Raw genomic sequence first — 25,673 nt, forward strand, 5'->3', positions numbered from 1 at the left:
CGAACCGGAGACCGTGACTACTACCGCCTCCCACCACCTCTCACCCGCCTTCCCCGGCCGTGCCCCGTGGGGCACCGCGGGCAAGCTGCGCGCCTGGCAGGAGGGCGCGCTGAACCGCTACATCGAGACCCAGCCGCGGGACTTCCTCGCGGTCGCCACGCCCGGCGCCGGCAAGACCACCTTCGCGCTCACCCTCGCCTCCTGGCTGCTGCACCACCACGTCGTGCAGCAGATCACGGTGGTCGCGCCGACCGAGCACCTGAAGAAGCAGTGGGCGGAGGCGGCGGCCCGGATAGGCATCCGGCTCGACCCCGAGTACTCGGCGGGACCGCTCAGCAAGGACTACCACGGGGTCGCCGTCACCTACGCGGGCGTCGGCGTGCGGCCGATGCTGCACCGCAACCGGTGCGAGCAGCGCAAGACCCTCGTGATCCTCGACGAGATCCACCACGCGGGCGACTCGAAGTCCTGGGGCGAGGCCTGCCTGGAGGCCTTCGACCCGGCGACCCGGCGGCTCGCCCTGACCGGTACGCCCTTCCGGTCCGACACCAACCCCATCCCCTTCGTCGCGTACGAGGAGGGGAACGACGGGATCCGGCGGTCCTCGGCCGACTACACCTACGGCTACGGGAACGCGCTCGGCGACGGAGTCGTCCGGCCCGTGATCTTCCTGTCCTATAGCGGCAACATGCGCTGGCGCACCAAGGCGGGCGACGAGATCGCGGCCCGGCTCGGCGAACCGATGACCAAGGACGCCATCTCGCAGGCCTGGCGCACCGCGCTCGACCCGCGCGGCGACTGGATGCCGAACGTGCTGCGCGCCGCCGACCAGCGCCTGACGGAGGTCAGGAAGGGCATCCCCGACGCGGGCGGGCTCGTCATCGCCTCCGACCAGGAATCGGCGCGCGCCTACGCCAAGCTGCTGAAGGAGATCACCGGCACCAAGGCGACCGTGGTCCTCTCCGACGACACGGGCGCCTCGAAGCGGATCGACGAGTTCAGCGAGGACGGCAGCCGCTGGATGGTCGCCGTCCGGATGGTGTCCGAGGGCGTCGACGTCCCGCGCCTCGCCGTGGGCGTGTACGCGACGACGATCTCGACCCCCCTGTTCTTCGCGCAGGCCGTCGGACGCTTCGTGCGATCACGCAGGCGTGGCGAGACCGCATCCGTGTTCCTTCCGACCATTCCTTATCTCCTCGGCTTCGCCAGTGAGATGGAGGTCGAGCGCGACCACGTCCTCGACAAGCCCAAGAAGCAGGGCGAGGAGGATCCGTACGCCGCGTCCGAGAAGGAGATGGACGAGGCGAACAAGCAGGAGGACGAGGACACCGGCGAGGACGAGCAGATGTCCTTCGAGGCGCTGGAGTCCGACGCGGTCTTCGACCGGGTCCTCTACGACGGCGCCGAATTCGGCATGCAGGCGCACCCGGGCAGCGAGGAGGAGCAGGACTACCTCGGCATCCCCGGACTCCTGGAGCCGGACCAGGTGCAGATGCTCCTCCAGAAGCGGCAGTCGCGGCAGATCGCGCACAGCCGCCGCAAGCCCGACGCGGAGGCGGACCTGCTGGAGCTGCCGGCGGACCGGCGGCCGGTGGTCTCGCACAAGGAACTGCTGGAACTGCGCAAGTCCCTGAACACGATGGTCGGCGCGTACGTCCACCAGAGCGGCAAGCCGCACGGGGTGATCCACACGGAGCTGCGCCGCGTCTGCGGCGGGCCGCCGAGCGCGGAGGCGACGGCGGGACAGCTGCGCGAGCGGATCAAGAAGGTGCAGGAGTGGGCCACCCGCATGCGGTGAGCCCGCCCGGGCGCCACGGCGTGTGCCACGGAGAGTGACACGGCGTGTGCCACGGAGAGTGACAGGGGGTCCGTGCGGAGCGCCCGTACGGGCCCCCTGCTTCGTCCAGCGGCGGCCCCGACCGCACTCGTACGGTCCTACAGGCGGGCCGGGGCGGGCAGGCCCGCGGAACCCTTCCATCGGCGATCAGTAACCGGCATAAAGGGGTAGTAGGCGCCCGGATTCTGGACGAGCCCTTCCGCTGAGCGGACCTGCTCGCTACTGTCCCCGCATTGAACGCACCGTGGCAGCGCCGCCGCGGTAGCGCAGCCGGTGCTATGGCCGCTACCGGCGGCCTCTCCGTGCGTCGCCGTGGGACCGGCGACGTGCGTCACCCGAGAGTTACCGCCGCTCACCGAAAGAGGGAGAGGCGTCGTGACCGCGGAAACCTCCCAGACTCTCGACAGAGGGCTCAGAGTCCTCAAACTGCTCGCCGACACCGACCACGGTCTGACCGTCACAGAGCTCTCCAACCGCCTCGGTGTCAACCGCACCGTGGTCTACCGGCTCCTCGCCACCCTCGAACAGCACGCCCTGGTCCGCCGTGACCTCGGCGGCCGGGCCCGCGTCGGGCTCGGAGTGCTGCGGCTGGGTCGGCAGGTGCACCCGTTGGTGCGCGAGGCCGCGCTGCCCGCGCTGAGGTCGCTCGCCGAGGACATCGGGGCCACCGCGCACCTGACCCTCGTCGACGGCTCCGAGGCGCTCGCCGTCGCCGTCGTGGAGCCGACCTGGACGGACTACCACGTGGCCTACCGGCCCGGCTTCCGCCACCCGCTGGACCGCGGGGCCGCGGGGCGGGCCATTCTGGCGGCCCGTCAGGGGTCCTTGATCGAGCCGGGGTACACCCTGACCCACGGCGAGCTCGAAGCGGGCGCCAGTGGCGCCGCCGCGCCGTTGGTGGGCATCACCGGGCTGGAGGGCAGCGTGGGAGTCGTCATGCTGGCCGACGCGGTGCCGGAGCGGGTGGGGCCGCGGGTGGTCGACGCGGCGCGGGAAGTGGCCGACGCCCTTCGCTAGGCCGCGGGCTCGGCAGGGCCGTGCCGGGTGCCGGTGGTTCGTGCCGGGTGCGGCGCCGTTGCCGGGGGCTCTGCCCCCGGACCCTCCCCCAGCTACCGCTGGGGGTACCCCCAGCGCCTCAAACGCCGGCGGGGCTGAGGATCGGGGCTCCGCCCCGGACCCGGGCGGGGCCGGCATGGTCCGGCGGGGAGTCGGATGGGCGGGCCGATAGATTGGGCGGGTGCTCTCTCGTCTCATGCGTCTGTCGCGTCCCGCCGCACTGGCCGTCTGCGCCGTGCCCGTGGTCGGGCTGTTCGCCGTCGCGGCCCTCGCACCCCTGCCGTTCGTGATCGCCCAACCCGGGCTCACGGCCGACGTACTGGGTGAGCGGGACGGCAAGCCCGTCATCTCCGTCTCCGGCGCCCCGACCCGGGACACCAAGGGCCAGCTCCGGATGACCACCATCCAGGCCACCGGCCCCTCCACCACCGTGAACCTGCCCGACCTCGTCGGCGACTGGTTCGACTCCAGCCGGGCGGTCATGCCCAGGGAAGCCGTCTACCCCTCGGGCGGAAGCGACAAGGAGATCGAAGAGCACAATCTGGAGGAAATGGCCAAGTCGCAGTCGGCCGCCACCGACGCCGCCCTCGGCTACCTCCGCAAGGACCCCAAGGACGTGAAGGTCGAGCTCAACCTCGCCGACGTCGGCGGACCCAGCGCCGGGCTGCTCTTCTCCCTCGGCATCGTCGACAAGCTCGACGGCGACGGCGGCGGCGGCGACCTCACCGGCGGGCACACCATCGCCGGTACGGGCACCATCACCGCCGCCGGCGAGGTCGGCGCCGTGGGTGGGGTGCCGCTGAAGACCCAGGCCGCGCGGCGCGACGGGGCGACCGTGTTCCTCGTACCGAAGGCGGAGTGCGCGGACGCGCTCTCCGAGCTTCCCGAGGGGCTGCGCCTGGTCCCCGTCACTTCGCTGACGGATGCGGTGAACGCCCTTCGCGGGCTGAACCGGGGAGGGGCCGTTCCGTCCTGCTGACGTCGTCGGCGTCGCCGGTGCCCTTGGCGTTCATGGCCCGCCAGGCCGGGAAGACCAGGGGAGCGAGCGTCGTCAGCAGGTAGGTGCCGCCGAACAGCAGCAGCGCCTTCGCCGCCCCGAAGCCGTCGACCAGCAGACCGGCGGCGAGTCCGCCCATCGGCATGGTCAGTTCGCAGCCCGCCGTGGTCACCCCGGAGACGCGGCTGCGCAGCTGGTCCGGCACCTGCTCGTACATCACCGTGGACAGGATCGGGTTGAGCATGCCCGCGCCCAGTCCGGCCAGGGCCATGGTCACCGCGAGCGGGAGCGTGGTGTCGGTGAACGCGGCCACCACGAAGCGGGTGGCTCCGGAGGCCAGGAAGGCCGCCGCGAAGACCGTCCTGCGGGGGAAGCGTTCGCCCCAGGCCCCGTAGAGCAGGGCGCCGAGGAGTGCGGAGCCGCCGAAGAGGGAGACCAGCAGGCCCATGGCGGTGGCCCCGCCGAGGGCGTCCCGCGCGTGCACGGGCAGCAGGACGGAGGACCAGCCCTGGTCGAGTCCGTTGGTCATCATCACCATGACGGTGATGCCCATCAGCAGGCGCGAACGGGTCAGGAACCTCCAGCCCTCGGCGAGTTCGGCCCGGTAGACCGCGAAGGACACCTTCCCGGCGGCCCGTTGCGGTTCGGCGGCCGGGACCCCGCGCAGGAAGGCGGTGACCAGCAGGGCGGAGGCCCCGAAGGTCGCCGCGTCCAGGAGGAGTACGGTCTCGGCGCCGAAGGCCGCGATCAGTACGCCGGCCAGCGCGGCCCCGATCATCCGCGCTCCGCGCGAGACCGCGTCGTAGAGGCTCGCGGCCCGGACGAGGGTGGTGCCGGCGTGCTCGGCGAGGTCGGGCAGGAGGACGTAGCGGGCGGTCAGGCCCGGGGTGTGCACGAGGCCGCCGAGGGCCATCAGCGCGCACAGCATCCAGAACTCCAGCAGGCCCGCGTAGTGCAGGAGCGGGATCGCGCCGACGGCCAGCGCGCAGATCAGGTCGGAGGCGGCGGAGACCCGGCGGCGGCCGATCCGGTCGATGACCGGTCCGCCGACCAGGGCCGCCACGATGATGGGCAGGGTGGCGCAGAAGGCGACGACCCCGGCGCGGCCGGCGCTGCCCGTGGTCTGCAGCACGAACCACGGGACGCCGATGAGAGTGAGCGAACTCCCCGCTATGGAGATGGTGTTGGCGGCGAGGACTGCGGTGAAGGGCCGCCTGCTCATGCCGCGAGCTGGTGTCGGACGCGGCTGTGGATGTGGTCCGGCCGCATCAGGCGGATCCCGACGGCGATCAGGGCCTCGCCGAGCCGGTCGCGCAGGGCGGGGGTGGTGTCGACCGAGGCGGCGAGCCGCCAGGCGGCGGCCTCGGCGGCCAGTTCGGCGGTGCGGGTGGCGTGGTCGGCGGCGTGTGCGAAGGCGTGCATGGCAGGACTCCTTCTGGGAAACGGCTACTTGGCGGTGCGGCGGGGGAAGGCGTGCGAGTGGACGCGGACCGTCTCCATGCCTTCTGCCGGCGGCAGGTCGCGGTAGCTGTTGATCAAGTCGTGCATCTTGTGGATCAGTTCATGGGCCTGCTCGTGCGTCAGGCGCAGGGTGAAGTCGCTCATCTCCGAGGCGCGGCGCCAGTCCTTGGACCAGGAGTGGGCGTCGCCGAGCCAGGTGCTCACCTCCTGCGCGTGGATCGTCGCGATCTCGTGCATGAAGGTGTCGGCGGCGCCGCGCGTCTCCGGGTCGCCGTCGTACATCAGTGTCTCGTCGAACTGGGTGCCGTCGTGGGCGGCCCGCCACCAGCGCTCGCGGCCCTTGCCGTGTTCGGGCGCGTCCTCGACGAACCCGTGCGCGGCGAGCTGGCGCAGGTGGTAGCTGGTGGCACCGCTGGACTCTCCGAGCCGCTCCGCCAGTTGGGAGGCGGTGGCCGGGCCGTCGTGCCGCAGGGCGGCGAGCATGCGCATGCGCAGGGGGTGGGCGAGTCCGCGGAGGGAGCGGGCGTCGAGGGTGCGGACTTTGGGCTCGGTGGGTTGGTTCGGCTCGGGGTTCTCGGGCATGGCTCAACAGTAGAGTTGCAAAGACTCCTATGCAAGGGTTTCTTTGCAACCAGTTCTTTGGAACTCGGGACTCAGCGGTCGTCGTCCTCCGCCGCCTGCTCGACCAGCGGGATGATCCGCAGCGGCACCGGGTTCTCCATCACGATCGCCGTCGAGGCCCGGACGATCCCCTCGAAGGCGACGACCCGGTCGATCACCCGCTGCAGGTCGGCGTTGGACCGGGCCACGAGCCGGCACAGCATGTCCCCGTGCCCCGTGGTGGTGTGCAGCTCCAGTACCTCCGGCACCCCGGCCAGGTGGGCCCGTACGTCCGCCCCCTGGCCCTGCTTGATCTCCAGGGTGGCGAAGGCGGTCACCGGATACCCCAGTGCGGTCGGATCGACCTGCGGGCCGAAGCCGCGGATGACCCCGTTCCCCTGGAGCCGGTCGAGGCGGGCCTGCACCGTGCCGCGGGCCACGCCCAGGCGGCGCGAGGCCTCCAGGACCCCGATCCGGGGCTCGCGGGCGAGCAGGACGATGAGACGGCCGTCGAGTTCATCGATGCCCACGGGTGCCTCCGGGGTGGTCATAGTGCACAGATGTTTCAGCCATCCTGCGGCTGAGCTGGTCAGTATGTACAGCAGATTTGGAAACTATTGCGCAGCTTGTGGATCGGCGGGACTCTGCGCTCATGACTGAGACCATCGAAACCACCCCCCACACCGCGCGTGAGGCAGATCCCTTCCCGGTGAAGGGCATGGACGCGGTCGTCTTCGCCGTCGGCAACGCCAAGCAGGCCGCGCACTTCTACTCGACCGCCTTCGGCATGAAGCTCGTCGCCTACTCCGGACCGGAGAACGGCGTCCGCGAGACGGCCAGCTACGTCCTGACCAACGGCGGCGCGCGCTTCGTCCTGACGTCGGTCATCAAGGCGACGACGGACCACGGCCGCTTCCTCGAGGAGCACGTCGCGGCCCACGGCGACGGCGTGATCGACCTCGCCATCGAGGTCCCGGACGTGCGGGCGGCGTACGCCTACGCCGTCGAGCACGGCGCGCGCGGCCTGGACGAGCCGTACGAGGTCAAGGACGAGCACGGCACGGTGACGCTGGCGGCCATCGCCACGTACGGCCAGACCCGTCACACGCTCGTGCAGCGCGGCGACTACACCGGCATCTACCTGCCGGGCTTCGTCGCCGTCGACCCGATGGTCGAGCCGCCGGCCAAGCGCACCTTCCAGGCGATCGACCACTGCGTCGGCAACGTCGAGCTCGGCCGCATGAACGAGTGGGTCGCGTTCTACAACAAGGTCATGGGCTTCACGAACATGAAGGAGTTCGTGGGCGACGACATCGCGACCGAGTACTCGGCACTGATGTCGAAGGTGGTCGCGGACGGCACCCTGAAGGTGAAGTTCCCGATCAACGAGCCGGCGATCGCGAAGAAGAAGTCGCAGATCGACGAGTACCTGGAGTTCTACGGCGGCGCGGGCGTCCAGCACATCGCGCTGGCCACCAACGACATCGTGGCGACCGTGCGGTCGATGCGGGCGGCGGGCGTCTCGTTCCTGGACACCCCGGACTCGTACTACGACACGCTCGGCGAGTGGGCCGGCGAGACGCGGGTTCCCGTGGAGACCCTGCGCGAGCTGAAGATCCTCGTCGACCGCGACGAGGACGGCTACCTGCTGCAGATCTTCACCAAGCCGGTGCAGGACCGGCCGACGGTCTTCTTCGAGATGATCGAGCGGCACGGCTCGATGGGCTTCGGCAAGGGCAACTTCAAGGCGCTGTTCGAGGCGATCGAGCGGGAGCAGGCCAAGCGCGGCAACCTGTAGGTCGCGGTTTCCGGGTCCCCTGGCCGTGCCGCCCATCGGCTGCCGCCGGGGGACCCGCCCGTGCCCGTCTGCGCCGCCGCTGCCAGGGCTCCGCCCCGGACCCTCCCCCCGGACTCCGTCCGGGGGGACCCCCACGCCTCAAACGCCGGCGGGGCTGAAATGGCCCTCCGGGCAATCCAGCCCACGCCAGGCGGGCGACATGAGCCAGATCCAGCCCCGCCGGCGCATGAGACGCGGGGCCTGGGGCGGAGCCCCAGCAGCGGCGCCGCGCCGAAGAGAGTCACGTACAGCCCCGCAGGGGTCGCGGCCCCGGGAGGGGAGGGGCCGCGGCTCCGTCAGCGGGTGGACGGGGACGGGGACGGGGACGGCTTCGGCTTCGGCTGGGACGCCGGCTTCGGCTTCGCCACCGGCTTCGGGAGGTCCGGGGCGACCCACGGCTTGGTCGGGAGGAGGTTCTCCGGGCCCCCCGCCGGCGGCTCGGCGATCGCCGACAGGGCCTCCTTCGCCAGGGGACTGCGCAGCGGCGAGAAGCTCGGGTTGGTCCGCAGGGCCTCCTGCAAGTAGCGGCGGGTCGCCGCGTCGTCGCCGAGGCCGCGCTCGATCATCGCCCGGTGGTACGCGAACTCCGCGTTCCGCAGCCCCGTCTCCGTCGCCTTCTTCGCGTACTCCAGCGCCTCCTCCGCCGCGCCCGCCTTGTACAGCGCCCACCCCAGCGCGTCCGCGACCTGCACGCTCTTGTGCCGCGTCCACTCCTCCGAGAGCCGCCGCACCGCCGCCGCCGGATCGCCGTGGTCCGCCTCGTACAGGCCCAGCACCACGTCGTCGTCGACCCCGTTCGTGCCGTCCCGGGCCGCCAGCCCGTTCAGCATGTCGTACGCCGCCCGCGCCTCCTCCCCGCGCCCCAGGGACTCCAGGAGCTCGCCCAGTTCCCGCGCCACCTGCGGCACCGGGGCCCGCCCCAGCGCCAGCCGGTAGTCCCGGACCGCCTCGCCGCCCCGGCCCAGCGCGGCCAGCGCCCGGGCCCGGCCGCCCAGTGCCTGGGCCTGCGCCGGGTCGGCCCGCAGGGCGCCCTCGTAGTAGCCCAGCGCCGCCTCCGTCTCGCCCCGCTCCCAGGACAGCTCCCCGAGCCGGAACAGCGCGTACGCCTTCTCCGCCGGCGCCTTCGCCGCGGCCGCCGCCTGCTCCATCGCCACCGCCGCGTCCTCGCGCCAGCCGCGGTCCCGGTACACCTGCGAGGCCCGCACGTACGCCGCCAGGCCCGGCCGCAGCTCCAGCAGCCGCTCCATCGCCGTCTGCGCACCCTTGTAGTCGCCGAGCCCCGAGTACGCGTCCACGAGCACCGGGTACGCCGTCCACCGCTGCGGCGCCTGCGCCCGTACGAGCTCGCCCCACTTCTTCGCGGTCCCGAAGTCCCGGCGGGCATTGGCCAGCCCGCCCATGCCCGTCATCGCGTCGAAGTTGCCCTTCTCGGCCGGGCGGAGCTCCAGCGACCGCTTCAGCGCCTTCTCCGCCTTCGGGTACCAGCCGGAGTCGGCAGTGCGCCGCGCCTGCTCCAGGTAGGCCGCGCCCAGCACCGCCCACGAAGCCTCGTCGTCCGCGTGCTTAGCGAGCCACTTCTCCCGGTCCGAAACCAGCGCCGTCAGGTCCACCGCCGCCACGGGCGCGCCCATGCCGACCGCCGAAGCGGCCCGCTCGGTCGGCCCCGGCGGGCGCGCGTCGTCACCTGCCCGGGCCGGCCTGATCAGCAGGGCTCCGGCGATCAGGACCACCGCGACCGCGGCCGCCACGAGCGTCTTGCGACCGGTGAAGGTCACGGGCGGCGCGGGCTGCTGTGCTTCCTCGACGATGTCCATACGCTCCATGGAGTCACTGTGCGTCAATATGAAGAGCTCGCCGGGGTGTCCGAAGAGGGTCGTCGGCGTGTTCACACCGATGGTCCCCCGGCTACCCCTGGGCGGGGCCCCCAGCGGCTGCCACCCTGGCCACATGGACGCCGCTCTCTCCGCACGCCTGCTGGACGGACTCCCCGCCGAGGCGCTGCTCACCGACCCCCAGGTGACCACCTCCTACGCCACCGACATGGCGAGCTTCTGCGCCGCCGGCGCCCCCGCCGCCGTCGTCCTGCCCCGGACCGTGGAGCAGGTCCAGCACGTCATGCGCACCGCCACCGCCCTACGGATCCCCGTCGTCCCGCAGGGCGCCCGTACGGGCCTCTCGGGCGCCGCGAACGCCTCCGACGGCTGCATCGTGCTGTCCCTGACCAAGATGGACCGGATCCTGGAGATCAGCCCCGTCGACCGGATCGCCGTGGTCGAACCGGGCGTGGTCAACGCCGTCCTCTCCCGCACCGTCGCCGAACAGGGCCTGTACTACCCGCCCGACCCCTCCAGTTGGGAGCAGTGCACCATCGGCGGCAACATCGGCACCGCGTCCGGCGGCCTGTGCTGCGTCAAGTACGGCGTCACCGCCGAATACGTGCTCGGCCTCGACGTCGTCCTCGCCGACGGCCGCCTCCTGCGCACCGGCCGCCGCACCGCCAAGGGGGTGGCCGGATACGACCTCACCCGCCTCTTCGTAGGCTCCGAGGGCACCCTCGGCATCGTCGTGGGAGCCGTCCTCGCCCTGCGCCCCGCCCCTCCCCGCCAACTCGCGCTCGCCGCGGAGTTCCCCTCCGTCGCCGCCGCCTGCGAGGCGGTCTGCGCCGTCATGGAGGCCGGTCTGACCCCCTCGCTCCTCGAACTGATGGACCGCACGACCGTCCGCGCCGTCAACGCGCTCGGCAAGATGGGCCTCCCGGAGGCCACCGAGGCCCTGCTCCTCGCCGCCTTCGACACCCCGCACGCCCCCGAGGACCTCGCCACCGTGGGAGACCTCTGCACGGCCGCCGGGGCCACCGCCGTCGTACCCGCCGAGGACCAGGCGGAGTCCGAACTGCTCCTCCAGGCACGCCGGATGGCCTTCCCCGGGCTGGAGGCGCTGCGGCCCGCCACGATGATCGACGACGTGTGCGTACCGCGCTCGCGGCTCGCCGAGATGCTGGACGGGACGGCCGCGATCGCCCGCGCGCACGACCTGCTCATCGGGGTCTGCGCGCACGCCGGCGACGGCAACACCCACCCGATCGTCTGCTTCGACCCCGCCGACGAGGACGAGACGCGGCGGGCCCGCGAGTCGTTCGGCGAGATCATGGCACTGGGCCTTTCCCTGGGCGGCACCATCACCGGCGAGCACGGTGTCGGAGTCCTCAAGAAGGAGTGGCTGGCCCGCGAACTCGGCCCTGTGGGGCTGGAGATGCAGCGGGCCGTGAAGCAGGCCTTCGACCCGCTGGGCCTGCTCAACCCGGGCAAGCTCTTCTGACGGCATCACAGGTCCCCGTCCCCCGACTCGTCCGAGGGCCACGGATCGCGCAGCCACAGCTCGTCGGCCGGGGTCGGGGCGAGCAGCTCCGCCAGGGCGTCGTCCAGACCCAGCCGCTCGACCTCCGTCCCGGGCGGGACGATGCGCAGGGTCCGTTCCAGCCAGGCCGACACGGAAGCGGCGGGGGCCTCCAGCAGCGCGTCCCCGTCGGGCGAGCTGAGCGCCATGCACAGCACGGACTTGTTGTCGACCTTCGTCGGCCAGATCCGCACGTCGCCGTGGCCGCACGGGCGGAACACCCCCTCAACCAGCAACTCGCGGGCGAAGGTCCAGTTGACGGGGGTGCTGGAGCCGGTGTGGAAGGTGATGTGCACGGCGTACGGGTCGTCCGTCAGGTAGAGGAGCCGCGCGGGAACGGGGACGGTGCGCTCGGGTGACAGGACCAGCTTGAGTTCCAGCTCGCGCTCGATGACGGGGTGGTGGTGCATGACGGCCTCACTTCGCGGTGTCGCTGTGAGACCGGGATCTGGCCCCACACCCGGAGAGAGCGCCGATGTGCCCGGGTATGACGCGACTTCGCGAGATTGGCCGAAACCTGTCGACTGACCGAAACTCGCATTCGCCCGAAGGTTTGGATTCTCCCGTTACCACCCATGCCGCACAGGGGTTCTTGGCTATGGTCCTCCCTTGCGCAAGCCTCAAGCCACGATCGGAGTTGGGGACATTGACGGCCTCCCCTGGTGACGGAGAGCACGTGGCCCGAGAGGGCTATTACCCCGATCCGTCCATCCCCGGGTACGTCCGCTACTGGAACGGACTGTCCTGGGTGCCGGGTACGAGTCGCCCCGCCGTGCGCTCCGACGAGACGGGGCCGGTGTTCCTGGACGAGCCCGCGGTGTGGCAGGCGGACCCGGTGCACCAGGCCGGCTTCGGCGGCCCGCGCGACCGCCGGGTGTCCTGGGGCAACGACCCGGACCCGGCCCGCCCGGGCATCTCCCTGGCGCGCCCCCCGGAGGACGACGCCGAGCCCCCCGCCCCGCACTCCACTCCGGCCGAAGACAGCCTCCGCCGGGGACGGGTGGGTGGCGGGGCGTCCCCGCAGGGCGCCGAACACGACCCCCCTCGGCCCACCGACCCCTGGGAACGGTCGACGCCCGAGGAGCCGCCCCGGCGCACGCCCGGCCACGGCGGAACCCCCCCGACCCCGCCCTCCGCGAGCACCGCGTGGCCCGACGCCGCCGGAGCCGCCGTCTCCGGCCTGACGGCCTCCTGGCCCGAGGCGGAACCCCCCGCGGAGCCCCGCGCGCCCCGCGCCCGGGAGTCCTGGGACGAGGCCCCTGCGGAGCCCCGCGCGCCCCGTGCGCGGGAGCCCTGGGACGAGCCGCCCGCGGAGCCCCGCGCGCCCCGTGCGCGGGAGTCCTGGGACGAGGCCCCTGCGGAGCCTCGCCCGCCCCGTGCGCGGGAGTCCTGGGACGAGCCGCCCGCGGAGCCCCGCGCGCCCCGTGCGCGGGAGTCCTGGGACGAGGCCCCTGCGGAGCCCCGCGCGCCCCGTGCGCGGGAGTCCTGGGACGAGGCCCCCGCGGAGCCCCGGGCCCCCCGTGCGCGGGAGTCCTGGGACGAGCCTCCGGCGGAGCCTCGCCCGCCCCGTGCCCGGGAGCCCTGGGACGAGGCCCCCGCGGAGCCCCGGGCCCCCCGTGCGCGGGAGCCCTGGGACGAGCCTCCGGCGGAGCCTCGCCCGCCCCGTGCCCGGGAGCCCTGGGACGAGGCCCCCGCGGAGCCCCGGGCCCCCCGTGCGCGGGAGCCCTGGGACGAGGCCCCCGCGGAGCCTCGCCCGCCCCGTGCCCGGGAGCCCTGGGACGAGGCCCCCGCGGAGCCCCGGGCCCCCCGTGCGCGGGAGTCCTGGGACGAGGCCCCCGCGGAGCCTCGCCCGCCCCGTGCCCGGGAGCCCTGGGACGAGGCCCCCCGTACCGCCTCGCGGCAGTCCGCCGCAGACAGCGACGCCCGCCCGGAGGTATGGCCGCCCCGCGCAGCCGGCGCCCGCCCCGTACTCCCGCGGCCCGCGCAGGAGACCCCGCCCGCCCGCGAGCCCCGCGGAGCCCAGCCGACCCGGGCGGAGGCCACCCGTACCCCCGCCGCCCAGTCAAGGGCGGAATCGGCGCGGGCCGTCTTCGAGCGGATGGCCGAACGGGCCGTACGCCCCGCCGGGCTCGGCCGGCGGGCCGTGGCCCGCGCCCTGGACTCCCTCGTGTTCGCGGCCGTCGCGGCGGCCACCGCCCTGCCCCTGGTCCCGGCCGCGACCGCCCACGTCCAGGCGAAGGTCGACACCGCCCGGGCGAGCGGCCGCGCCACCACGGTGTGGCTCCTCGACGCCACCGTCGCCGGCCAACTGGGCCTGGTCCTCGGGGTCGTCCTCCTCTTCGGGGTCCTCTACGAGGTCCTGCCCACCGCCCGCTGGGGCCGTACCCCCGGCAAGAAGCTCCTCGGCATCAGGGTGCTGGCCACCGCCACCCTGCGCCCGCCCCGCTTCGGCGCGGCCCTGCGCCGCTGGCTGGTGTACGCCTTCCTCGGCCTCCCCGGCAGCCTCTGGTGCCTCGTGGACCGCCCGCGCCGCCAGGCCTGGCACGACAAGGCGGCCAAGACGTACGTGTCCCGCTGACCCGGGCTTCGACCGCTGCGCCCGGCCCGTCGCCCGAATGGACGCGGTCCCGTTGCGGGGTCGGCGGAGCCGGGTTCGACTCGGGCCATGAGTACCGACCAGCCGCCGCCGGGCGAGCCGCCCGAGGACCCGTTCCTCAAGAAGCCCCAGGAACCGACGCCTCCGTCGGGCGGTTCGCCGTACGGCTCGCCGCCCCCCGGGGGCGGCGGCTTCCCGCCGCCCCCACCACCCGGAGGACCGGGCGCGGGCGGGGGCGGGGGCGGGGGATACCCGCCCCCGCCGCCCCCCTACGGCGGTGACCCGTACGGCGGGGGCGGCGGCTACGGCATGCCCGATCCGCTCGCCGGGATGCCCCCGCTCGCCGACTTCGGCAAGCGGCTCGCCGCGCGCATCATCGACCTGCTGATCGTCGCCGTCCCGCTGTTCCTCATCCAACTGGCCGTCGGCGACCGGAACCGCTACACGGTCGAGACGAACAAGGGCGAGGACGTCACCGAGATCATCACCAAGTCCTACAGCGGCACCGGCTTGCTGATGACCCTCATTTCGATCGTGGCCTACGTCGGCTACGACTGGTGGTTCACCAAGAAGAACGGCCAGACCTTCGGCAAGAAGGCGATGGGCCTGCGCGTCGCGATGCTCAACGACGGCAGCGTGCCGCAGTCCAGTGCGGCCCTGACCCGCTCCGCGGTGCTCTGGCTGCCGACGCTGATCTGTTGCTTCTGCCTGTGGCCGCTCGCACTGATCGTGTCGATCCTGGCCGACAAGCCGTACAAGCAGGGCCTGCACGACAAGGTCGGCAAGACCGTGGTGGTCCAGGCCACCACTTAAGGAAGCACCGCGCACCCACACGCGCACCCACACGCACGACGCTGCGGGCGGTCGTCCCTCCGGGGAGGCCGCCCGCTTCGCGTTGCGTACGCCGTCAGTGGTGCACGGGCTGTTCGGCGACGGCCCCGGCGGAAGCGGGAGCCGGCGCCGGCGCGGCCGCGACGGGAGCCGCGCCACGGCCCGTACGGGCCGCATGGCGGCCGCGCCGGCTCGGGGCGGCGGGCACGGTCACGGCGACGAGCAGACCGAGGGCGAGGGCGGCCGCGGCGATGACCGCGACCCCGAGCCCCGTACGCGTCTGCGAGAGCAGCAGCATGGCGATCGTCGACACGATGACGGTGGCGGACCCGTAGGCGAGCTGTGCGGCAGTCGGACGCGGCATGGCGATATCCGTCCTCAGGGAGGGGAGGGGGAGTCGGCTCAACTTGGTCGCGCGTCAAGTGACTCTACGACTGCAGATGCCCGAGTGGAACCGCCAGTAAGCGTGACCTAACCCACGGTGCCGGAGCACGGGGGGCGCACGAGGGTCATTTTCCTCACCATGCACCCGGCCGGCACGGCCCCATCGCGCCCGGAACACACCAAATGCCCGGCTGGGAAGGGCCCTTCGCCCCGTATGGCAGGGGAACGTCCGGATACCGGAACTCGCTGACCGCATAGTGCAGTTGTAAGGAACAAGTCAAGGTCTGTCTTTTCTTTGAACTCTCCGGTCAAATGTCGTCACTTGAGACGCGCGCCGCGCGGAACCCCCCTGCTCCGATGGAGACGTTCCGACCGTCCATGCGGCCGCGGGAGGGGAACGACATCAAGTGATCAGCAACTCCGGCAAGAGGCGCGCCCTGCGCGCCGCAGCCGTCGCCGTGACCATGGCAGCTTGTGCGACGAGCGCCACCTTCTTCACCGTCACCGCGGCCCAGGCCGAGGATCAGGCCCCCGCGGCCCCGGCGGCCGACCGCCAGGACCCGACCGCCCCGTCCAAGGTCGTCGAGCACAACCTCCAGGGCCCGTTCAGCGAGCAGCAGGCCGAGCAGCGCAAGGCCGCCCTGGACCAGGTCCTCGAAGGCAAGAAGAACGTCGAGCAGCGCGGCGCCTCCAAGGTCGTCAAGCTCGACGACAAGAAGTACGTCGAGCTCGGCCGCGAGAAGACCGACAAGATCTTCACGATCCTCGTCGAGTTCGGCGACCAGGTCGACAGCACCACCATGTTCGACCCGGACGGCCCCGGCCCCAAGCCTGCCGTTCCGAAGTACGGCGGCACCCCCGGCCCGATGCACAACACGATCGCCCAGCCGGACCGTGCCAACAACAACAGCACCGCCTGGCGCAAGGACTTCAACCGCGAGTACTTCCAGGACCTGTACTTCGCCACGGGTCAGGGCAAGGACTCGCTGAAGACCTACTTCGAGAAGACCTCCTCGGGCCGCTACTCGGTCGAGGGCGAGGTCACCGACTGGGTCAAGGTCCCGTACAACGAGGCCCGCTACGGCTCGAACTACTGCGGTTCGAGCAACTGCGCCAACGTGTGGGACACCGTCAAGGACGGCGTCACCGCGTGGGTCGACGCCCAGAAGAAGGCGGGCAAGTCCGACGCCGAGATCAAGGCGAAGCTGGCCCAGTACGACCTCTGGGACCGCTACGACTTCGACGGCGACGGCAACTTCAACGAGCCCGACGGCTACATCGACCACTTCCAGATCGTCCACGCGGGCGAGGACGAGTCGGCCGGCGGCGGCGTGCAGGGCACGACCGCGCTGTGGGCGCACCGCTGGTACGCGTACGGCACCGCGGCGGGCAAGACCGGTCCGGAGAACAACAAGGCCGGTGGCACCCAGATCGGCGACTCCGGCATCTGGGTCGGCGACTACACGATGCAGCCCGAGAACGGCGGCCTCGGCGTCTTCGCCCACGAGTACGGCCACGACCTGGGCCTGCCCGACCTCTACGACACCTCCGGTGGCGGCGAGAACTCGGTCGGCTTCTGGTCCCTGATGTCGGCCGGCTCCTGGCTCGGCACCGGCAAGGACTCCATAGGCGACCTCCCGGGCGACATGACCGCCTGGGACAAGCTCCAGCTGGGCTGGCTGAACTACGACAAGGCCAAGGCCGCGACGAAGTCCACCCACAAGCTGGGCGTTTCGGAGTACAACACCAAGGACAAGCAGGCGCTGGTCGTCGAGCTGCCGAAGAAGCAGGTCACGACCGACGTCGTCGCTCCCGCCGAGGGTTCCGCCCAGTGGTGGAGCAACATGGGTGACGACCTCAAGAACACCCTCACCCGGTCGGTCGACCTGACGGGCAAGAAGTCCGCCGCGCTGTCCCTCAAGGGCTGGTGGGACATCGAGGCCGACTACGACTACCTCTACACCGAGGTGTCCACGGACGGCGGCGCCACCTGGACCGCCCTCGCGGGTACCGCCGACGGCACGGCCCTCCCGGTCGACGCCTCCGGCAGCCCGTCGCTGACCGGCGCCTCGGAGTCCTGGAAGAACCTCAACTTCCCGCTGGACGCCTACGCGGGCAAGAAGGTCGACCTCCGCTTCCGCTACCAGACGGACGGCGGCGCGGGCGGCAAGGGCTTCACCGGTGACGCCATGACCATCACCGCGGACGGCGCCCCGCTGTTCACCGACGGCGCCGAGAACGGCGACAACGGCTGGACCGGCAAGGGCTTCTCCCGCATCGGCGCCGGCTTCACCAAGGAGTACGCCCAGTACTACCTGGCCGAGAACCGCCGTTACGTCTCGTACGACAAGACCCTCCAGGTCGGCCCGTACAACTTCGGCTTCGCCAACACCCGTCCGAACTGGGTCGAGCACTACGCCTACCAGGACGGCCTCCTGATCTGGCAGTGGGACACCTCGCAGAAGGACAACAACACCAGCGAGCACCCGGGCCAGGGTCTGATCCTCCCGATCGACGCCAACCCGAAGCCCATGAAGTGGGCGGACGGCACCCTGCTGCGCAACAAGATCCAGCCGTACGACGCCACCTTCAGCGCCTACAAGACGGACGCGATCACGCTGCACAAGAACGGCGAGGAGCTCTTCCTCAAGCCGAAGGCCGCCCAGCTGGTCTTCGACGACCGCAAGGGCAAGTACTGGTACGACGAGAACCCGACCGGCTCGGTGAAGGTCACTGACACCAACACCAAGATCAAGATCCTCAAGGAGACCTACGATGGTCTCGTCATGACGGTCGAGGTCGGACCCTCCAGCAAGTAATTCGGTAAAACCGCAGGTCAAAGCATGATCGGCCGTCGCCCTCTAGCGGGCGGCGGCCGATCGCGTTTAGATGCGCGGTACGAGTTTCTTATTGACGGGGGAGATGACAGCCATGCCCGATGGAGGTTTCGTCAGATTGCCGGGCGGCAGCGTGGTGGTCGCGCTCACGCTGCCGAGGCCGTCCGGTGAGGGCGGAAATGTCCGCGTGCTGGTCCACGCCGCGAACCGGGCCCGCGCCCTGACCAGGCTGCGGAACCTCGGGATGCGGGCGGTGTACCTGCGGGGCAATGCGCACCCCCCGACCCCGGACGAGATCACGGCCGTCCTGCACCACCCGGACGGCCTCCTGTGGCGCGGCGCACCCGACCGCGCCCAAGAGCTCTGGCACCCCATCCGGGCCCTCCTGGGCACCTAGGGCGCCCCTTCGGGGTCAGCCCCCGACCAGGGTCACCCCGGCCGTCCGGAGCTCCTCCAGCGCCCTTTCGGCGGTGTGCGGGGCGACGGCGGCCGTCAGGTCCAGCAGGACGCGGGTGGCGAAGCCGGCGCGGGCGGCGTCGAGGGCGGTGGCCTTGACGCAGTGGTCGGTGGCGATGCCGACCACGTCCACCTCGACGACGTGCCGCGCGCGCAGCCACTCGGCGAGCGTGTCCCCGTTCTCGTCGGCACCCTCGAAACCGCTGTACGCGGCCTCGTACGCGCCCTTGTCGAACACGGCGGCGACGGCGCCCGACGCGACGGCGGGGGCGAAGTTCGGGTGGAAGCCCACGCCCTCGGTGCCCGCGACGCAGTGCACGGGCCAGCTCGTCTCGTAGTCCGGCTCGGCCGGGGGGCGGGCGAAGTGCGACCCGGGGTCGACGTGGTGGTCCCGGGTGGCCACGACGTGCCGGTACGCGGGCGTGGCCTGCCCGATGTACTCGGTGACGGCGGCGGCCACGTCGGCTCCGCCGGCGACCGCGAGGCTGCCGCCTTCGCAGAAGTCGTTCTGTACGTCGACGACGATCAGTGCGCGGTGCATGTGCGTTGCCCTTCGGCTCGGTGTGTCTGTGCGGCGGCGGGGCCCTGCGGGAGGCTCTTCCCCCACCCCGCCCCTTCCCGAAACTGGGGCTCCGCCCCCAGACCCTCTCCCCCAGCTACCGCTGGGAGGTGCCCCCACCAGACTCCGTCCGGGGGGACCCCCAGTCCTCAAGCGCCGGACGGGCTGGGAGTCCCGGTGGGGCCGTGCGTGCCCTGCGGGCAATCCAGCCGCGCCCGGCGGACGGCATCAGCCGAAATCCAGCCCCGCCAGGGGGCACCTCCCAGCGGTAGCTGGGGGAGATTGAGGCGCGGGGTCCGGGGCGGAGCCCCAGGGGCCCGGCGCAGCCGCCCCCGGGCCCGCTCTACACGTACTCGGTGGGGAGCACTGCCTCGCCCCGGGAGAGCTGGGTAGCGGACAACGGGAGCCCGGCGCGAGCCGCCCGGTGGCGGTCCCGGGCGGCCTCCAGCGGCTCGCGGGCCACGACCTCGCCGCCCTTGACCAGCTGGGTCAGGAGCTGGTGGTCGGCGAGGGCGGAGGGGACCGGCCCGGTCCCCACGACCTCCGCCTCGGCAACCCCGTCGGCGTCGCGACGCCGCGCGGCCCACTTCCGGCCCCCGATGGAGGTCTTCCCGCCCGTGGACCTCTTCGCCACCGGCGCCAGCGCCGCCTTGGGGTCCGCCGAGACGGCCCGCGCGACCAGCTTGTAGACCATCGAGCACGTCGGGTGCCCGCTGCCCGTCACCAGCTGGGTGCCCACCCCGTACGCGTCCACGGGCGCCGCCGCCAGCGAGGCGATGGCGTACTCGTCCAGGTCCGAGGTGACCACGATCTTCGTCGAGGTCGCCCCCAGGTCGTCCAGCTGCTGCCGCACCCGGTGCGCCACGAGCAGCAGGTCGCCGGAGTCGATCCGGACCGCGCCCAGGTCGGTGCCCGCCACCTCGACGGCCGTACGGACCGCCTCCGCCACGTCGTACGTGTCCACCAGCAGGGTCGTGCCCCGGCCCAGCGAGGCCACCTGGGCCTGGAAGGCGTCCCGCTCGCTGTCGTGCACGAGGGTGAAGGCGTGCGCGCTCGTCCCGACCGTCGGGATCCCGTACCGGAAGCCGGCCGCCAGGTCCGAGGTGGAGGTGAAGCCGCCCACGTACGCGGCCCGCGAAGCGGCCACCGCCGCCAGCTCGTGCGTGCGCCGCGCGCCCATCTCGATCAGCGGCCGGTCGCCGGCGGCCGAGGCCATCCGGGAGGCGGCCGCCGCGATCGCCGAGTCGTGGTTGAGGATCGAAAGGATCACCGTCTCCAGCAGCACGCACTCGGCGAAGCTGCCCTCGACGCGAAGGATCGGCGACCCGGGGAAGTAGACCTCCCCCTCCGGGTAGCCCCAGATGTCGCCCGAGAAGCGGTACGAGGCCAGCCAGTCCAGGGTCCGCATGTCGACGACGGCCCGCTCGCGCAGGAATTCCAGCACGGCGCTGTCGAAGCGGAAGTTCTCCACCGCGTCGAGCACCCGCCCGGTGCCGGCGACCACGCCGTAGCGCCGTCCCTCGGGCAGCCGCCGGGTGAAGACCTCGAAGACCGAGCGGCGGTCGGCGGTGCCGTTCGCCAGGGCGGCCTGCAGCATCGTGAGCTCGTAATGGTCCGTGAAGAGCGCTGTCGACGGCACGTCCACCGGCAGGCCCAGGTCCGCAGGGTTCATGGCACGGATGCTAGCGCACATTTCGTCAGAGTGACGAGATGTCGGACCCGTTTGTGCGACTGACCCGTCACGGTGGCAGCATGGGACAAGTGAGTGTTGCTCCCATTGAGATCGAACGCACCGAGTCGGCCGAAGAGACCTACGCGGTCCCCGAACCCGACGTCCCCTGGGTGACCCTGGTGCACAACGACCCGGTCAACCTCATGAGCTACGTGGCGTACGTGTTCCAGGCGTACTTCGGCTATTCCAAGGACGTGGCGCACAAGCTGATGCTCGACGTCCATCACAAGGGGCGGGCGGTCGTGTCCAGCGGCACCCGCGAGGAAATGGAGCGCGACGTGCAGGCCATGCACGGCTACGGCCTGTGGGCGACCCTCTCCCAGGACCGCAACTGATGGGCGGCGGGACCTTCGAGGAGCTGAAGGGCGGCGGAGCCGCCATCGCACTCGACGAGATCGAGATCTCCATCCTGCGCTCCCTGGCCGTCCAGCTGCTGGAGCTGATCGGCCCCGGCGAGCCCGAGGACGCCGACCCGCTGGCCGCGCTGTTCGCCGAGGGGCCCTCCGAGCCCCCCTCCGACCCGGCGCTGGCCCGGCTCTTCCCCGACGCCTACGGCTCGCCGGACGGCACGGGCGACCAGGGCGTGGACCAGGCCGAGCTGACGGCCCGGTCGGCGGAGTTCCGCCGGTTCACCGAGACCGACCTGCGCACCCGCAAGCGCGAGGACGCGCTGGCCGTCGTACGCAGCCTGGACGGGCTCACCCCGGCCGGCGACGGGGCGGCGGTCCTGGAACTGACCGGAGAGCTGCCGCTGCGCTGGCTCGGCGCGCTCAACGACCTGCGCCTGACCATCGCCGCCCGCCTCGACATCACGGAGGACGACGAGAGCGCGGTGCTGTTCCGGCTGCCGGACGACGATCCGCGCAAGCCGATGGTGATGGCGTACCTCTGGCTCGGCGGCCTCCAGGAGACCTTGATCGAAACCCTCTGAGGAGCCTCAAAACACGGCCGCGTTCGCTCAGCGGACGCTCAAATCCGGATAACGATCAGATCACTGCCATGCAGTGATCTGATCCTTTTTTGGGCCCTTGTCCTGGATTTCCCGTGTCCTGCGTCACATTCCACACCCTCGGCCGTCCGTAATGGCGTGATAAATCTTCACGACCGCCGGGACGCCACCCCTGTTCCGCGGCCCGCTTGAACCGGCTGACCGCCGGCGTGCAGCTCCATCCGTATCCGGGGGGATCGAGGACCCGATCCGCAGCCAGTGAAGGCGCGGGTCGGCGTGGAGAAAGGCGCACCAAGACATGACCTCTGTGCAGGTCGAGCAGTACGACAAGACGCCCGGCGAGGGCGCACCGGCCGAGGGTGGTGAGGGTTACCACCGCGCACTCGGCGCCCGCCAGATCCAGATGATCGCGATCGGCGGAGCCATCGGCACCGGCCTCTTCCTGGGCGCCGGCAAGGCCATCTCCAAGGCCGGACCGAGCCTGATCCTGGCCTACGCCATCGCCGGCCTGGTCATCTTCTTCATCATGCGGGCCCTGGGCGAACTGCTCATGTACCGCCCCGTCTCCGGTTCCTTCTCGGACTACGCCCGCGAGTTCCTGGGCCCGTTCTGGGGATACTTCACCGGCTGGACGTACTGGCTCTTCTGGGTGGTCACCGGCATCACCGAGGTCACCGCCGCAGCGAAGTACATGTCGTACTGGACCCACGACAGCTTCCCGCAATGGGCCTACGCGCTGATCTTCACCGTCATCCTCTTCTGCGCCAACCTGATCTCCGTGAAGCTCTTCGGCGAGCTGGAGTTCTGGTTCTCCATGGTCAAGGTCACCGCCATCGTCGGCATGATCCTGATCTGCGCCGGCATCCTCACCATCGGCTTCTCCGACGCCGGGGACACCGCCACCGTCGCCAACCTGTGGAACGACGGCGGCTTCTTCCCCAAGGGCATCGGCGGCACGCTGATGACCCTGCAGATCGTCATGTTCGCCTTCCTCGCGGTCGAGCTGGTCGGCGTCACCGCCGGCGAGTCCAAGGACCCCGAGAAGACCCTGCCCAAGGCCGTCAACACCGTGCCGTGGCGCATCGCCGTCTTCTACGTCGGCGCGCTGATCATGATCCTGTCGGTCGTCCCGTGGCACGAGTTCCAGCCGGGCGTCAGCCCCTTCGTCGCCGCCTTCGAGAAGATGGGCCTCGGCGTCGGCGCCGCCATCGTCAACTTCGTCGTCCTGACCGCGGCCCTGTCCTCCTGCAACTCGGGCATGTACTCCACCGGCCGCATGCTGCGCGACCTCGCGCTCAACGGCCAGGGCCCGAAGTTCTTCACCAAGCTCACCAAGAACGGCACCCCGCTCGTCGGCACCGCCTTCTCCGCCGCACTGATGCTGGTCGGCGTCTGGATCAACTACGTCGCCCCGGGCAAGGCCTTCGACTACGTCGTCTCCTTCGCCACCATCTCCGGCATGTGGGCCTGGATCATGATCCTGGTCTGCCAGATCCGCTACCGCGCCAAGGCCGACCGGGGCGAACTGCCCGCCTCCACGTTCCGGGCGCCCGGAGCCCCCTACACGAGCTGGTTCGCGCTGCTCTTCATCGGCATGGTCATCGTGATGATGGGCATGGACAAGGACTCCCGCGTCTCGCTCTACGTCGCCCCGCTGTGGGGCCTGATCCTGGGCGTCGCCTACCTGGTCCTGAAGTCCCGCGACCCGCGCGGCGCCGCCTTCACCAAGGCCTCGTAGCGGCCCCGTAGCAGCGCCCTGTCCAACATCCGGGCCCTTCCGTACCACACCTCGGTACGGGAGGGCCCGTCTGCTTATCCTGTCGCTCATGCTGACCCTCACCCAGGCCCTGTACGACCAGATCGTCGAGCACGCCCGCCAGGACCACCCCGACGAGGCGTGCGGCGTCGTGGCCGGCCCGGCGGGCTCCGACCGGCCCGAGCGGTTCATCCCGATGCTCAACGCCGCCCGGTCGCCCACGTTCTACGAGTTCGACTCGAAGGACCTGCTGAAGCTCTACCGCGAGCTGGACGACCGCGACGAAGAGCCGGTGATCGTCTACCACTCGCACACCGCGACCGAGGCCTACCCCTCGCGCACGGACGTCACGTACGCGAACGAGCCCGGCGCGCACTACGTCCTCGTCTCGACGGCGGACAAGGACGGCCTCGGAGAGTTCCAGTTCCGCTCCTACCGGATCGTCGAAGGCGTGATCACGGAGGAAGAAGTGCAGGTCGTAGCAGGCTACTGACCACTATGTGAGCGATAACCGTCCACGATGCGGAATCACACTCCAAACGGGGGACCGGGAATCGTTAACATGACCGCATGGTTTCCCACGACGTGAGCATCGAGACGCCCGGCAGGCTGCTGCTCGTGGCGCGGCTGCACGTCGACCTGTGCCGCCTCGCCAGCGCCATCTGTCCTGCCGCCTGAGCACCAGCACCCTCTCGCGCGGAGGGGACACGAGACACGCGCGCCCCGACGCCCCACGCCTTACGCCGCCCTACGCCCTTTCACGACACTGGAGCCTGCCATGGCCATCGAGGTCCGCATCCCCACCATCCTCCGCACCTACACCGACGGCGAGAAGGCCGTGAACGGTGAAGGCGCCACCCTCGCCGACCTCTTCGCCGACCTGGAGAGCCGCCACAAGGGCATCGAGGAGCGCATCGTCGACAAGGGCCAGCTGCGCCGCTTCGTGAACGTCTACCTCAACGACGAGGACGTCCGCTTCCTCGACGGCATCTCCACCGCGCTCAAGGACGGCGACAACGTCACCATCCTCCCGGCCGTGGCCGGCGGCGCTGTCTGATGCGTTACGACTCCCCGCTGGCCGCGGTCGGCAACACGCCGCTGGTCCGGCTGCCCCGGCTGTCGCCCTCCGAGGACGTCCGCATCTGGGCCAAGCTGGAGGACCGCAACCCGACCGGCTCGATCAAGGACCGCCCCGCGCTCCACATGGTCGAGCAGGCCGAGAAGTCCGGCCGCCTGTTCCCCGGCTGCACCATCCTGGAGCCGACCTCGGGCAACACCGGCATCTCCCTGGCGATGGCGGCCAAGCTCAAGGGCTACCGGATCGTCTGCGTGATGCCGGAGAACACCTCGCAGGAACGCCGGGACCTGCTGGCCATGTGGGGAGCCGAGATCATCTCATCGCCCGCGGCGGGCGGCTCGAACACCGCCGTGCGGGTGGCCAAGGAACTGGCGGCCGAGCACCCGGACTGGGTGATGCTCTACCAGTACGGCAACCCGGACAACGCGGGAGCGCACTACGCGACCACGGGCCCCGAGATCCTGGCGGACCTCCCCTCGATCACCCACTTCGTGGCGGGCCTGGGCACGACGGGCACCCTGATGGGCGTCGGCCGCTACCTGCGCGAGCACGTGGAAGGGGTCAAGATCGTCGCGGCGGAACCCCGCTACGACGACCTCGTCTACGGCCTGCGTAACCTCGACGAGGGCTTCGTCCCGGAGCTCTACGACGCGTCGGTCCTCACCACGCGCTTCTCGGTCGGCTCGGCTGACGCGGTCACCCGCACGCGGGAGCTGCTCCAGCAGGAGGGCATCTTCGCGGGCGTCTCCACCGGGGCCGCGCTGCACGCGGCGATCGGGGTGGGCCGCAAGGCGGTGGCCGCGGGCGAATCGGCGGACATCGTGTTCGTCGTGGCCGACGGCGGCTGGAAGTACCTCTCCACTGGCGTGTACACCGCGGCCACCACCGAAGAGGCCATCGAGGTCCTCCAGGGCCAGCTCTGGGCGTAGCCCCTGCGCGGTCTGCCCGCCGGGTCCGGTGCGGCGCCGCCTGGGGCTCCGCCCCGGACCCCCGCGCCTCAATCGCCGGCGGGGCTGAATGTGCCGCTGCGCGGCGCCCTGGCTCTGCCCAGACCCCGCGCCTCAAACGCCGGCGAGGCTGATTTTGGCCGTGCCGTCCGCCTGGCGCGGCTGACTGCCCGCCGGGCAAGTCCAGCCCGCCGGGCGACAATCCGGCCCCGCCGGGCGAGGATCCAGCCCCTCCGGCGTTTGAGGAGCGGGGTCTGGGGCGGAGCCCCAGGGCTTTGAGCCGCGCCGGGCGGACGGGCATGGGCCACATCCAGCCCCGCCGGCGATTGAGGCGCGGGTGCGGGCAGCGCCCGGGAGGCCCCGC

General features: G+C 71.5%; 25 protein-coding genes. 16 read left to right on the forward strand and 9 right to left on the reverse strand.

Going from position 1 to position 25,673, the window contains the following annotated elements; genetic code table 11:
• Window positions 1–13: 13 nt before the first annotated feature.
• The 3 genes from OG625_RS24415 to OG625_RS24425 all read left to right on the forward strand — a co-directional run bounded on the left by OG625_RS24415 (window position 14) and on the right by OG625_RS24425 (window position 3,872).
• Complete coding sequence (locus OG625_RS24415) at window positions 14–1,798, forward strand: DEAD/DEAH box helicase (protein ID WP_329390920.1); 1,785 nt, start codon at window positions 14–16, stop codon at window positions 1,796–1,798.
• Window positions 1,799–2,212: 414 nt separating this feature from the next.
• A complete protein-coding gene (locus OG625_RS24420) occupies window positions 2,213–2,854 on the forward strand; it encodes an IclR family transcriptional regulator (protein WP_329384979.1) in 642 nt (213 codons plus the stop codon).
• A 235-nt stretch (window positions 2,855–3,089) separates the two neighbouring features.
• The gene (locus OG625_RS24425; RefSeq protein ID WP_329390921.1) at window positions 3,090–3,872 is read left to right on the forward strand and encodes a S16 family serine protease; all 783 of its coding nucleotides are present in this window, start codon (window positions 3,090–3,092) and stop codon (window positions 3,870–3,872) included.
• Here OG625_RS24425 and OG625_RS24430 read toward each other — a convergent pair.
• The 4 genes from OG625_RS24430 to OG625_RS24445 all read right to left on the reverse strand — a co-directional run bounded on the left by OG625_RS24430 (window position 3,802) and on the right by OG625_RS24445 (window position 6,481).
• Window positions 3,802–5,112 carry an MFS transporter gene (locus OG625_RS24430; protein ID WP_329384981.1) on the reverse strand — a complete coding sequence of 437 codons (1,311 nt, stop codon included), beginning with the start codon at window positions 5,110–5,112 and terminating at the stop codon, window positions 3,802–3,804. The two genes, OG625_RS24425 and OG625_RS24430, sit on opposite strands and share 71 nt — an antisense overlap.
• Entirely contained in the window at window positions 5,109–5,312 is a 204-nt protein-coding gene (locus OG625_RS24435; protein ID WP_329384983.1) for a hypothetical protein, read from the reverse strand. Before OG625_RS24435 ends, OG625_RS24430 begins: the two co-directional genes overlap by 4 nt.
• Before the next feature lie 24 nt (window positions 5,313–5,336).
• Complete coding sequence (locus tag OG625_RS24440) at window positions 5,337–5,933, reverse strand: ArsR/SmtB family transcription factor (RefSeq protein ID WP_329384985.1); 597 nt, start codon at window positions 5,931–5,933, stop codon at window positions 5,337–5,339.
• 71 nt (window positions 5,934–6,004) lie between these two features.
• Window positions 6,005–6,481, reverse strand: a complete 477-nt coding sequence (locus OG625_RS24445; RefSeq protein ID WP_329390922.1) for an Lrp/AsnC family transcriptional regulator — start codon at window positions 6,479–6,481, stop codon at window positions 6,005–6,007.
• Between the two features lie 122 nt (window positions 6,482–6,603).
• On the opposite strand from OG625_RS24445, the gene hppD reads away from it, so the two are divergent.
• Window positions 6,604–7,749, forward strand: coding sequence for a 4-hydroxyphenylpyruvate dioxygenase (gene hppD / locus OG625_RS24450; RefSeq protein ID WP_329384987.1), 1,146 nt, complete (start codon window positions 6,604–6,606; stop codon window positions 7,747–7,749).
• A 335-nt stretch (window positions 7,750–8,084) separates the two neighbouring features.
• Here hppD and OG625_RS24455 read toward each other — a convergent pair whose 3' ends face one another.
• Window positions 8,085–9,611 (reverse strand): tetratricopeptide repeat protein, encoded by a 1,527-nt coding sequence (locus OG625_RS24455; RefSeq protein ID WP_329384989.1) that lies wholly within the window; start codon window positions 9,609–9,611, stop codon window positions 8,085–8,087.
• A gap of 124 nt (window positions 9,612–9,735) precedes the next feature.
• Here OG625_RS24455 and OG625_RS24460 point away from each other — a divergent pair, with 124 nt between their 5' ends.
• Window positions 9,736–11,106: an FAD-binding oxidoreductase gene (locus OG625_RS24460; RefSeq protein ID WP_329384991.1), complete on the forward strand. Its 1,371-nt coding sequence runs from the start codon at window positions 9,736–9,738 to the stop codon at window positions 11,104–11,106.
• Between the two features lie 5 nt (window positions 11,107–11,111).
• On the opposite strand, the gene OG625_RS24465 is transcribed toward OG625_RS24460, so the two are convergent.
• Entirely contained in the window at window positions 11,112–11,594 is a 483-nt protein-coding gene (locus OG625_RS24465; RefSeq protein ID WP_329384993.1) for an SsgA family sporulation/cell division regulator, read from the reverse strand.
• A 266-nt stretch (window positions 11,595–11,860) separates the two neighbouring features.
• On the opposite strand from OG625_RS24465, the gene OG625_RS24470 reads away from it, so the two are divergent.
• Together OG625_RS24470 and OG625_RS24475 are read left to right on the forward strand one after the other, a co-directional pair.
• Entirely contained in the window at window positions 11,861–13,762 is a 1,902-nt protein-coding gene (locus tag OG625_RS24470; RefSeq protein WP_329384995.1) for an RDD family protein, read from the forward strand.
• An 87-nt stretch (window positions 13,763–13,849) separates the two neighbouring features.
• Window positions 13,850–14,593: an RDD family protein gene (locus OG625_RS24475; protein ID WP_329384997.1), complete on the forward strand. Its 744-nt coding sequence runs from the start codon at window positions 13,850–13,852 to the stop codon at window positions 14,591–14,593.
• A gap of 94 nt (window positions 14,594–14,687) precedes the next feature.
• Here the strand turns inward: OG625_RS24475 and OG625_RS24480 are convergent, their stop codons facing one another.
• Window positions 14,688–14,975 carry a hypothetical protein gene (locus OG625_RS24480; RefSeq protein WP_329384999.1) on the reverse strand — a complete coding sequence of 96 codons (288 nt, stop codon included), beginning with the start codon at window positions 14,973–14,975 and terminating at the stop codon, window positions 14,688–14,690.
• 484 nt (window positions 14,976–15,459) lie between these two features.
• Between OG625_RS24480 and OG625_RS24485 the strand changes: the two genes are divergently transcribed.
• On the forward strand, window positions 15,460–17,814 hold the full coding sequence (locus OG625_RS24485; protein WP_329390923.1) for an immune inhibitor A domain-containing protein: 2,355 nt from the start codon (window positions 15,460–15,462) through the stop codon (window positions 17,812–17,814).
• Between the two features lie 112 nt (window positions 17,815–17,926).
• Window positions 17,927–18,229 carry a hypothetical protein gene (locus tag OG625_RS24490; RefSeq protein WP_329385001.1) on the forward strand — a complete coding sequence of 101 codons (303 nt, stop codon included), beginning with the start codon at window positions 17,927–17,929 and terminating at the stop codon, window positions 18,227–18,229.
• A gap of 15 nt (window positions 18,230–18,244) precedes the next feature.
• On the opposite strand, the gene OG625_RS24495 is transcribed toward OG625_RS24490, so the two are convergent.
• Both OG625_RS24495 and OG625_RS24500 read right to left on the reverse strand, forming a co-directional pair.
• Window positions 18,245–18,829 (reverse strand): isochorismatase family protein, encoded by a 585-nt coding sequence (locus OG625_RS24495; RefSeq protein WP_329385003.1) that lies wholly within the window; start codon window positions 18,827–18,829, stop codon window positions 18,245–18,247.
• Between the two features lie 361 nt (window positions 18,830–19,190).
• Window positions 19,191–20,519 carry a nicotinate phosphoribosyltransferase gene (locus tag OG625_RS24500; protein ID WP_329385005.1) on the reverse strand — a complete coding sequence of 443 codons (1,329 nt, stop codon included), beginning with the start codon at window positions 20,517–20,519 and terminating at the stop codon, window positions 19,191–19,193.
• Between the two features lie 80 nt (window positions 20,520–20,599).
• Between OG625_RS24500 and clpS the strand changes: the two genes are divergently transcribed.
• The 7 genes from clpS (at window position 20,600) to OG625_RS24535 (ending at window position 25,291) form a co-directional block, all read left to right on the forward strand.
• Window positions 20,600–20,914: an ATP-dependent Clp protease adapter ClpS gene (clpS, locus tag OG625_RS24505; RefSeq protein ID WP_329385007.1), complete on the forward strand. Its 315-nt coding sequence runs from the start codon at window positions 20,600–20,602 to the stop codon at window positions 20,912–20,914.
• Window positions 20,914–21,510, forward strand: a complete 597-nt coding sequence (locus OG625_RS24510) for a DUF2017 domain-containing protein (protein WP_329385009.1) — start codon at window positions 20,914–20,916, stop codon at window positions 21,508–21,510. The genes clpS and OG625_RS24510 overlap by 1 nt, the downstream gene beginning before the upstream one ends.
• Window positions 21,511–21,826: 316 nt before the next feature.
• On the forward strand, window positions 21,827–23,266 hold the full coding sequence (locus tag OG625_RS24515) for an amino acid permease (RefSeq protein WP_329385010.1): 1,440 nt from the start codon (window positions 21,827–21,829) through the stop codon (window positions 23,264–23,266).
• 88 nt (window positions 23,267–23,354) lie between these two features.
• Complete coding sequence (locus OG625_RS24520) at window positions 23,355–23,777, forward strand: M67 family metallopeptidase (protein WP_329385012.1); 423 nt, start codon at window positions 23,355–23,357, stop codon at window positions 23,775–23,777.
• A 77-nt stretch (window positions 23,778–23,854) separates the two neighbouring features.
• The gene (locus OG625_RS24525) at window positions 23,855–23,962 is read left to right on the forward strand and encodes a putative leader peptide (protein ID WP_311736929.1); all 108 of its coding nucleotides are present in this window, start codon (window positions 23,855–23,857) and stop codon (window positions 23,960–23,962) included.
• Between the two features lie 100 nt (window positions 23,963–24,062).
• Window positions 24,063–24,341: a MoaD/ThiS family protein gene (locus tag OG625_RS24530; protein ID WP_329385014.1), complete on the forward strand. Its 279-nt coding sequence runs from the start codon at window positions 24,063–24,065 to the stop codon at window positions 24,339–24,341.
• Window positions 24,341–25,291, forward strand: a complete 951-nt coding sequence (locus OG625_RS24535) for a PLP-dependent cysteine synthase family protein (protein ID WP_329385016.1) — start codon at window positions 24,341–24,343, stop codon at window positions 25,289–25,291. The genes OG625_RS24530 and OG625_RS24535 overlap by 1 nt, the downstream gene beginning before the upstream one ends.
• Window positions 25,292–25,673 lie beyond the last annotated feature (382 nt).

This window comes from Streptomyces sp. NBC_01351, assembly GCF_036237315.1.
Taxonomy (GTDB): Bacteria; Actinomycetota; Actinomycetes; order Streptomycetales; family Streptomycetaceae; genus Streptomyces.

Bases quoted from the DNA above. Each gene is read 5' to 3' on its own strand.
- hppD (WP_329384987.1), top strand. From the start codon at position 6,604: ATGACTGAGACCATCGAAACCACCCCCCACACCGCGCGTGAGGCAGAT.
- OG625_RS24465 (WP_329384993.1), bottom strand. From the start codon at position 11,594: ATGCACCACCACCCCGTCATCGAGCGCGAGCTGGAACTCAAGCTGGTC.
- OG625_RS24460 (WP_329384991.1), top strand. From the start codon at position 9,736: ATGGACGCCGCTCTCTCCGCACGCCTGCTGGACGGACTCCCCGCCGAG.
- OG625_RS24535 (WP_329385016.1), top strand. From the start codon at position 24,341: ATGCGTTACGACTCCCCGCTGGCCGCGGTCGGCAACACGCCGCTGGTC.
- OG625_RS24495 (WP_329385003.1), bottom strand. From the start codon at position 18,829: ATGCACCGCGCACTGATCGTCGTCGACGTACAGAACGACTTCTGCGAA.
- OG625_RS24475 (WP_329384997.1), top strand. From the start codon at position 13,850: ATGAGTACCGACCAGCCGCCGCCGGGCGAGCCGCCCGAGGACCCGTTC.
- OG625_RS24510 (WP_329385009.1), top strand. From the start codon at position 20,914: ATGGGCGGCGGGACCTTCGAGGAGCTGAAGGGCGGCGGAGCCGCCATC.
- OG625_RS24525 (WP_311736929.1), top strand. From the start codon at position 23,855: ATGGTTTCCCACGACGTGAGCATCGAGACGCCCGGCAGGCTGCTGCTC.
- OG625_RS24480 (WP_329384999.1), bottom strand. From the start codon at position 14,975: ATGCCGCGTCCGACTGCCGCACAGCTCGCCTACGGGTCCGCCACCGTC.
- OG625_RS24530 (WP_329385014.1), top strand. From the start codon at position 24,063: ATGGCCATCGAGGTCCGCATCCCCACCATCCTCCGCACCTACACCGAC.
- OG625_RS24435 (WP_329384983.1), bottom strand. From the start codon at position 5,312: ATGCACGCCTTCGCACACGCCGCCGACCACGCCACCCGCACCGCCGAA.
- OG625_RS24440 (WP_329384985.1), bottom strand. From the start codon at position 5,933: ATGCCCGAGAACCCCGAGCCGAACCAACCCACCGAGCCCAAAGTCCGC.
- OG625_RS24520 (WP_329385012.1), top strand. From the start codon at position 23,355: ATGCTGACCCTCACCCAGGCCCTGTACGACCAGATCGTCGAGCACGCC.
- OG625_RS24430 (WP_329384981.1), bottom strand. From the start codon at position 5,112: ATGAGCAGGCGGCCCTTCACCGCAGTCCTCGCCGCCAACACCATCTCC.
- OG625_RS24425 (WP_329390921.1), top strand. From the start codon at position 3,090: ATGCGTCTGTCGCGTCCCGCCGCACTGGCCGTCTGCGCCGTGCCCGTG.
- OG625_RS24490 (WP_329385001.1), top strand. From the start codon at position 17,927: ATGCCCGATGGAGGTTTCGTCAGATTGCCGGGCGGCAGCGTGGTGGTC.
- OG625_RS24455 (WP_329384989.1), bottom strand. From the start codon at position 9,611: ATGGAGCGTATGGACATCGTCGAGGAAGCACAGCAGCCCGCGCCGCCC.
- OG625_RS24485 (WP_329390923.1), top strand. From the start codon at position 15,460: ATGGCAGCTTGTGCGACGAGCGCCACCTTCTTCACCGTCACCGCGGCC.
- clpS (WP_329385007.1), top strand. From the start codon at position 20,600: ATGGGACAAGTGAGTGTTGCTCCCATTGAGATCGAACGCACCGAGTCG.
- OG625_RS24500 (WP_329385005.1), bottom strand. From the start codon at position 20,519: ATGAACCCTGCGGACCTGGGCCTGCCGGTGGACGTGCCGTCGACAGCG.
- OG625_RS24515 (WP_329385010.1), top strand. From the start codon at position 21,827: ATGACCTCTGTGCAGGTCGAGCAGTACGACAAGACGCCCGGCGAGGGC.